General features: G+C 65.1%; 3 protein-coding genes. 2 read left to right on the top strand and 1 reads right to left on the bottom strand.

Annotation, left to right across the window (positions count from 1 at the left end):
- Window positions 1-457 precede the first annotated feature (457 nt).
- Window positions 458-3,403, bottom strand: coding sequence for an aminotransferase class III-fold pyridoxal phosphate-dependent enzyme (locus tag VNG13_13675; GenBank protein ID HVA61566.1), 2,946 nt, complete (start codon window positions 3,401-3,403; stop codon window positions 458-460).
- Between the two features lie 499 nt (window positions 3,404-3,902).
- Here VNG13_13675 and VNG13_13670 point away from each other — a divergent pair, with 499 nt between their 5' ends.
- Entirely contained in the window at window positions 3,903-5,291 is a 1,389-nt protein-coding gene (locus VNG13_13670; protein HVA61565.1) for a serine hydrolase domain-containing protein, read from the top strand.
- Window positions 5,292-5,461: 170 nt separating this feature from the next.
- Window positions 5,462-7,444: a prolyl oligopeptidase family serine peptidase gene (locus VNG13_13665; protein ID HVA61564.1), complete on the top strand. Its 1,983-nt coding sequence runs from the start codon at window positions 5,462-5,464 to the stop codon at window positions 7,442-7,444.
- Window positions 7,445-7,478 lie beyond the last annotated feature (34 nt).

Here is a 7,478-nt window from a genome sequence, read left to right as displayed (position 1 = left end):
CGAAAGCCTTCTGCCGGCTGCGCTCCTACCTCGACACCGCCCGCAAACAAGGCCAACCAGCTCTGGCCGTCCTACGCATGCTCCACGACAGTGGGCCCTGGATCCCCGCCATCGCCTGAGCGGGCGGCTGAGTAGTTACGTCATGATGTCCCATCCGCGCGGGAAGTGGATGCAGGATGACCGGCCACGAGCGCGACGCCTTGGCGGCGAAGGTTGGACCTGGCAGGGGAGCAGGATGCGGCTTAGCTGCCTTTGCGATCATGTCTGTGATCGCGATTGCAAATGCATGACCTACATGGCAGCCCTTTCCGGGTTCGATGACCCGGTCAGGAAGACACCCGTTTTCGCCAAGTTGCTGCCAAGCAACCAGTGACGATCTTTCGACCAGCACACCTGGGGCCCCGGAAGACCTCCCAGCTTCGCCTGGCCGATCGGCGCCGAACGGGGACCTGGGCGTTCACCAGCTGCGTCCCAGGATGTCGTCGAGAGCGTCCACGAGAATGTCGGCGTCCGTTCGACTGAACACCATAGGTGGTTTTAGCTTGAGCACATTGTCGTGGTCACCATTCGGGTAGACGATCACGCCCTCCTCCTTGAGCAGTTCGCTGACCAGGAATGCCTCGCGGCTGGCGGGTTGCTTGGTGCTACGGTCCCGGACCAGCTCCACCCCCAGGTACAGGCCGCGTCCCCGAACATCGCCGATCAGCTCGTGTCGATCCGCCAATGCTCGGAGCCGATCGCGAAGGTAGCCGCCGACGTCGCGCGCCTTTTCCTGCAGTCCTTCTTCCCTAATCACGTCTAGGACCGCGCTGCCAACGGCGCAGGCGACTGGATTTCCACCGAAAGTATTGAAATACTTCATCCCGTTGTCGAACGCGTCGGCAATGGCGCGCGTGGTCACGACAGCGGCCAGCGGGAATCCATTGCCCATCGGTTTGCCCATAGTCACGATATCGGGAACAACTCCATAATGCTCGAACCCCCAGAATGCGTCGCCCATCCGGCCGAAACCGACCTGGACTTCGTCGCTGATGCACAGCCCACCGGCGGCGCGAACCGCGTCGAACAGGCCGCCGAGGTAGCCGGGCGGATGGACGATCTGCCCGGCAGTTCCCATCAGGGACTCGGCGATGACCGCGGCCGGCTGCTGCCCCCGAGCGACTGCCAACGCAACCACGCGGGCAGCGTCAGCCGCGTAGCGATGGCCCGCATCTGGATGCGAATAGCCGTAGGGACCCCGATATCGGTTCGGTTGCGGCACCTCGTGAGTCTCGTTTGGGGCGGCCGCACCTACACTCTTGTACCGGTTGGGACTCACCGCGGTGACGGCCGTCGTGTTGCCATGGTAGGCGCCGTCGATCACCACGATGTCTTTCCGTCCGGTCACCGTCCGGGCGACACGCAGGGCAAGGTCGTTGGCCTCGCTGCCGGTGCAGACGAAGAAGACGACTTCCAGCGTTGGTGGTAGCAGAGCCACGAGTCGATCGGCGTAATCCGAGAGCCCTGGGTAGACGAATCTGCTGTTCGTGTTGAGCCGCTGCAGCTGCCTGCGGCCTGCTTCGACTACGCGGGGGTGGCCGTGCCCGACATGGGCTACGTTGTTCACGCAGTCCAGGTAGGAATATCCCAGGACGTCGGTGAACCAGACTCCGCTCGCTCGAACCAGAGTCATCGGGCTCTCGTAGTACGAACGCTGGGACGGGGCGAATCGCCGCGTTCGCGCCGCGAGTATGTCTACCGGGTTCGGCGTCACCGGTCGGGCACCGGCTGGTTCGGGGCCCACTAGCAGTATCCGCGGATCGGGACTGCGGGCGAGCCACACCTCGCGTTCGGAGGGACGGACGAGCACCGGCGCGTCCCTCTCGGGTCGGTCCGGCCAGACCTGAACGTGGACATACGTGGGCAGCCCCGCCTGCTTGTTGACTAGACCGAGCAAGCTGCCAGCTCGGATCCTGCCGGTGACAGGCGGTTCGCGGAGCCCACGCCAGCACGACCAGAACGCGGTCCCCGTGCCCTGCTCATGGCACAGCACGAGGCTGTCACCCTGCAACCCCTCCACTTCGGCGTCGAGCGGGGCATGGACGCGGGTGCCTTGCTCGACGAGTAGCGCTGTTCCGACGAGGACGGTCCGCGGTTCACGGCTGCCAGTCAACCGACGTCCGGTGAAGGGGTGCAGTATCGAACCGTGCTCGATCAGTCCCCGGGGCAGCTGCTCCCAGGCGAACCCGTCATCGAACATGGACGAGCCCGGGGACAGATCAAGCACGTCGACCGTCGGCTCGTTCACCGCCCGACGGAGGCCGGAAAGGCCCGCAAGCCCGCGCGCAAGCGCGAAAGATCGAGGTTCGGGTTGCCGCCCCGCCGCAGCCCGCAGCACCGCGGCGGCATGAGTGAAGCCGACCGCGTCCAGCCGGCGGAGGCAGGGAATCGTGTAGCGCATTCGATCCCAGGCGTACTCTCTGTCAGTTTCGCTGGCTGCCCGTCGGGCCCAGGTCGCGGCGTTCAGGCACAACCGAACCGCCGCCAACGGGAACAGGACCGCCAGCTCTTCGGCTATTAGGCTCATGACCGTGGAGTAGCCCCGAACTAGTTCCGCGGCTGCCGCGAGCGGATCCTCCTTGCGGAGCATCGCGTAGCTGATGGCTATGGCGAGTTCGGCGACCCGAATCGTCTTCATAGCGTCTCCGACGTCGAGCAGGCCGACGACATGCAGCCGTCCGTCCGAGCCCTGATCGGCTATCACGTTGAAGTCGTTTAGATCGTGGTGGACAACGCTTTGTGGAAGCCCAGCGAACGCCGGGGTCACGGTCACTTCGAACCGCTCCACCATGGCGGCCATGAGTTGCCGGTCGGCCTCCTCGGACAGGAATGGGAGGCTGTCACGGATTGCTCCGACCGCTGTTCTCAAGTCCCACTGGTGGGTGCGAAACGCGAACGGGTGCCGAAAGTCTTCGAGGGCTTTCATGCTGTGAGCCGCGAGAACCCCCCACTCGTGCAGAAGGCCGGGGGAGTGCCAGGGCAAGTTGTTGAGGGTTCGGCCCTCTACCCAGGTGAGCAGTCGGGCGAAATGTGCACCGCTAGCTAGATCGACTCCGGCCAGCTCGGTGCCGTCGAGCGTCGAAACGAGTCTCGGCCCGCGCGGCCCGTCGGGGGCCTCGGCAAATCGACGTAAGATCGCATTCTGCAGCCCAAGTTCGGCTTCCGTTGCGTGTCTAGGTGAAATCTTACATACGAAGCGGCTGCCGTCGGCAGTCGTCAGAGCCACGTTGCGGTCGACCTCGCCTGGCAGAGCTTCGACGAGCTGCACATCCAACCCGTAACGGCTCACCGCCAGCTGCCGCAGCGCCGCATCATCCACATCGGCTCGCCCGGTCGTGACCCTCTGGTAGGCAGCGCTGGTCACGGACTCACTCCCTGGCTGAATACGGACCGGACGTCCGGATTGGCGGGGTGGACGCACACGAGCGGATATCAGCCGGCGCGATCACGGGCTGCCGGGCGAGCCTCCCGGCTCCGATCTCGGCTGCTACCGCATAGCGGAGCCGAATCATCGTCGCGAGCCGCTGGTGGCCGCGGGACCCACGGCTGCGATCCCGGAGGCGGTAGCAGGCGCAGATACGGTCGGGATTGCGCTGGTCGGCCGCGCGCTCGCTACCCACAATGGGGCCGTGGGCAGCCGGGTGGAATCGTCCTCGGTCTCCGGGGTTCCCACCCGGCCATCTCCGTCATGGTGCAAGCATCCCGCCTTTCGCCCCCGTTGTTGCGATGCACCTGACCAAAGCGGCGACCCGCTGTTCGTCCAAGTGTCCGAAGACCACGCTCACGACTGGTCGCGGCCGCCAAGGCGCGGGTTTACTGGATGAAGGACGATCGAGGTCCGAAGGCGACCGGAGGCCGAGAGATTGACTAGGCGAAGCGATCTTCATCACTACCTCGACGAGCTGGTGGAACGCCACCGCCTCGTCGGTGTCGGTCTGGCGGTACTGGCAGACGGGGAGGTCCATGAGCTTGCCAGTGGTCGTGCGGACGTCCGAAGTCCGACGCCGATGACTGTGGACACCCTCTGCCTGATCGGATCCACTACGAAGCTGCTCACCGCGACCCTTGCGCTGCAACTCGTCGATGAGGGGATGCTGCGGCTGGATGACCCTGTGCTTCGGTACCTTCCTGGCTGCCGGATCCCGGATGGCATTACGGTGCGGCAGCTGCTTTGCCACACCAGCGGCCTTGATGTCGGCGCCTACTCCGACCATGGCCGTGGCGAGCGCTCCGTGGCCCGCTATGTGGCCACGCTCGGGCCGGATAACGTCGTGGCAGCTCCTGGTGAGCAATGGGGGTACAGCAACGCAGGCTACGTGATTGCCGGTCGACTGGTCGAGGTGCTCCGCGGGACGGACTGGGATGAGGCGCTACGCCGCTATCTCCTGGAACCGGCCGGGCTCATCCACTCGGCGACGCTGCCCGAGCACACGCTGTTGCATCCGGTCAGCGTGCCGCACGTGCGCGCTGGGACCGAAGCCGAGGTATGCCGGGCGTGGGGAGTGGCTGGGCGCGCGTTGGGGCCGACCGGCTCCACACTGGCGATGACCGCCGGTGATCTTGTTCGCTTTGCCGAGCTGCACCTGGGCGGGGGTATCGCTGGGACGGGCAATCGGCTGCTGTCCGAGGAGTCGGTGGCCGCCATGCAGGCTCCACAGGTTGACGTGACCCCGGGATCTCCATTCGCCCAGCAATGGGCCCTCGGCTGGTACGCGGCCAGTTGGGGCGACCGCGTCTTTCGGGGACATTCGGGGCACAATCTAGGCGCCGGATCTCACCTGGCACTCTTCCCCGAGATGGGTGGTGCCCTGGCTCTGGTCTTCAACACCATTCCCGGAGACTCCGCGCTCTGCCACGAGCTGTTCGCGGATCTAGCGGGCGAACTGTTCGGCGCGACGAAACCTGACCCCTGGCTGCCGGTGACCCCGCTCAGCGCGCCCGACCTCGCACCGCTGACCGGCCGCTATGCCTGTAGTCAGTTCCGGCTCGACGTAGCCGCTAACGGCGGCGCGCTGAAGGTCGTGGCGGTGGGCGAGCGTGAACTTGCCCGGCCGCCGACCCGAATGGTCCCGGCCCTCTTCGGGCGAGCTTGGGGCAGCGGGCAACTCGGTGCGCACGCCGCGCCACCGCCAGATGGCTTCGTGACCCCCGAACTGTTTTTCTCGGCGGCTGACGCCACTGGTCACCCCCGCTACGCGCACCTGTCCGTCTTCCCGAGCCGACGGATCTGCGATGAGAGCGAGATCAGATGACGCCAGTTGACACTCGCCGGTTACGCGCCTTTCAACGCTTTGCCGAGCACGTCCGCGGGGGGGAGTGCTTGCCACGCTGGAAGGCCGACGGGTCGGCATTCTGCATTCTCGTAGGACCGCCGGAGGCTGCACGAATCCTGGATGTCGATCCGGGTACGGGAGCGACGAACGTGCTCGTCGATTTCGCGCGGGTGCGCAAGAGCCTGGAATCCCTGGGCGTCGCACCACCATCGTGGGGCTCGCCAGCCTGCTCGGACTTTCGCCTGGGGCAGGGGGACCGGACCGTGGAGTTCGACCAAGGCGGTCGGTGGTTTTCGGTCAACGTGACTACGAACGATGTCACAGAGTTGCCCCTCGCCGAGCAGGCCTTGCGGACGCGAAGTACGCCCCGGGAAATCCGCAAGACCTTTCTTAGCCCGCGAACTCCCGTGCTCGAGGTGCCGGATCCCAGCGGCCAGTTTCTGCTCACTGAGCGGGACCATGAGCTGTGGTTGCGGTCCGCTCTCGATGGCCGGTATCAGCGCCTGACCCACGACGGCAATGACGATGTCCGCTGGACGAGCGAAGATGCCCTGTGGGCGCCGAATGGGCAGACTCTTGCGGCGATCCGCACTGACAACACAGACGTGGACCGGCTTCCCGTGTTGCATTGGCTCAAGCCGTTGGAGGAGGTCGAATGGGTGCCATACGCGAAGACCGGCGCCCGTCAGGCTGTCCGCAGCTTGAACTTCGTAAGCATCACTGGCCACGTCCTGCCAGTCGACATAGGTAGGCCCGGTGATGATGTATTTCTCCTCGTGCCGGTTGCCTGGCTCCCGTCCAGTGAGCTGCTCTTTCTGGTCAGCGACCGAATCAACAAGGTGCTCGAGTTGCGCGCCGCGGACCTACGAACCGGAGCCAGCCGACTCGTGGTCGCCGAGCGACAGGACTCCTTCGTGTACGGCATCCGCTTCGACGCAGCTCTTGCCAGCGCCACACTGACGCCTGACGGGCACCTGGTATGGATGTCGGAGCGCGACGGTTGGCGGCACGCCTATCTCTACGATCTCGACGGGAGGCAGATCTGCCAGCTCACTGAGGGAGAGTTCGAAATCGAGCGGGTTTGCGGCTTCGCCGACGACGTGGTGTATTTGCTTGGCCGGTCCGCCGCGCAACGCCCGTACGACCTGCAGCTGTGCCGGGTCGGCATGGACGGATCTGGATTCGCCCAGCTCACTGAATCTCCGGGTATTCACCTCCCGTTGATCTCACCGAGCGGCCGAGTGATCGTTGACATCCATTCGCACATCGACCGCCCCCCTCGAACCGATCTGCTGAACAGCGACGGCAAGTGGATCACGACGCTCGCGACCGCCGATGTATCCGCGCTCGACGAACTCGGATATTTTCTGCCAGAGGAGTTCACCGCTACCGCCTTGGACGGGACGACCCTGCTGCACGGGGTCCTCTACAAGCCGTTCGACTTTGACCCATCTCGCAGCTACCCGCTGGTCGAACACATCTACGCCGGACCCCAGGGCATCATGAACCCTAGCGGCTACCACGGTCCGAGCACCGCTCGGCTGCTCGCCAGCGTCGGCTTTGTCGCGTGCGTTGTGGACGGTCCCGGGACACCTGGTCGCGGCAAAGCCTTCCAGGATGTGGTGTCTAGCCGGTTTGGCCAGTACGAGGTCGCCGAGCACGCGAACGTCATCCGTCAGCTGCTCGCCCGCCATTCATTCCTCGACGGCACCCGGGTGGGAATCACCGGCGGCTCCTGGGGGGGATACAACACGGTGCGTGCCCTCCTCCTGGAGCCGGAGACCTACCACGTCGGAGTCGCGGCATACCCGGTGGGTGACTGCATCGATCACATCGGTACCGCGATCGAGCCCTATCTCAACTTGCCGCGGGACAACGCGCTCGCCTACGCGTCGGCATCGAACCTACCCCTCGTTGATCGGCTACGTGGACATCTGCTGCTGATGCACGGGACATCGGACGTCAACGCTCCATTCGGCGCGACCATGAAACTAGTCGACGCGTTCATCCGGGCCGAGCGAGCAATCGACCTGCTCGTCCTGCCTGAACTCGACCACTCCCTGGAGGGACAGCGTGGGCGCTACGCGCTGGAGCGAATGGTGGGCTACCTTGCCGAGCACCTTGCCTTGTAGAAGTTCACGGGCACCCACACGTCAAGCGGAAAGA

The sequence above is a fragment of the Mycobacteriales bacterium genome, assembly GCA_035533475.1.
Lineage (GTDB): Bacteria > Actinomycetota > Actinomycetes > DATLTS01 > DATLTS01 > DATLTS01.
Note: the sequence above shows the minus strand (reverse complement) of the source record. Positions and strands in the feature narration are given on the sequence as shown.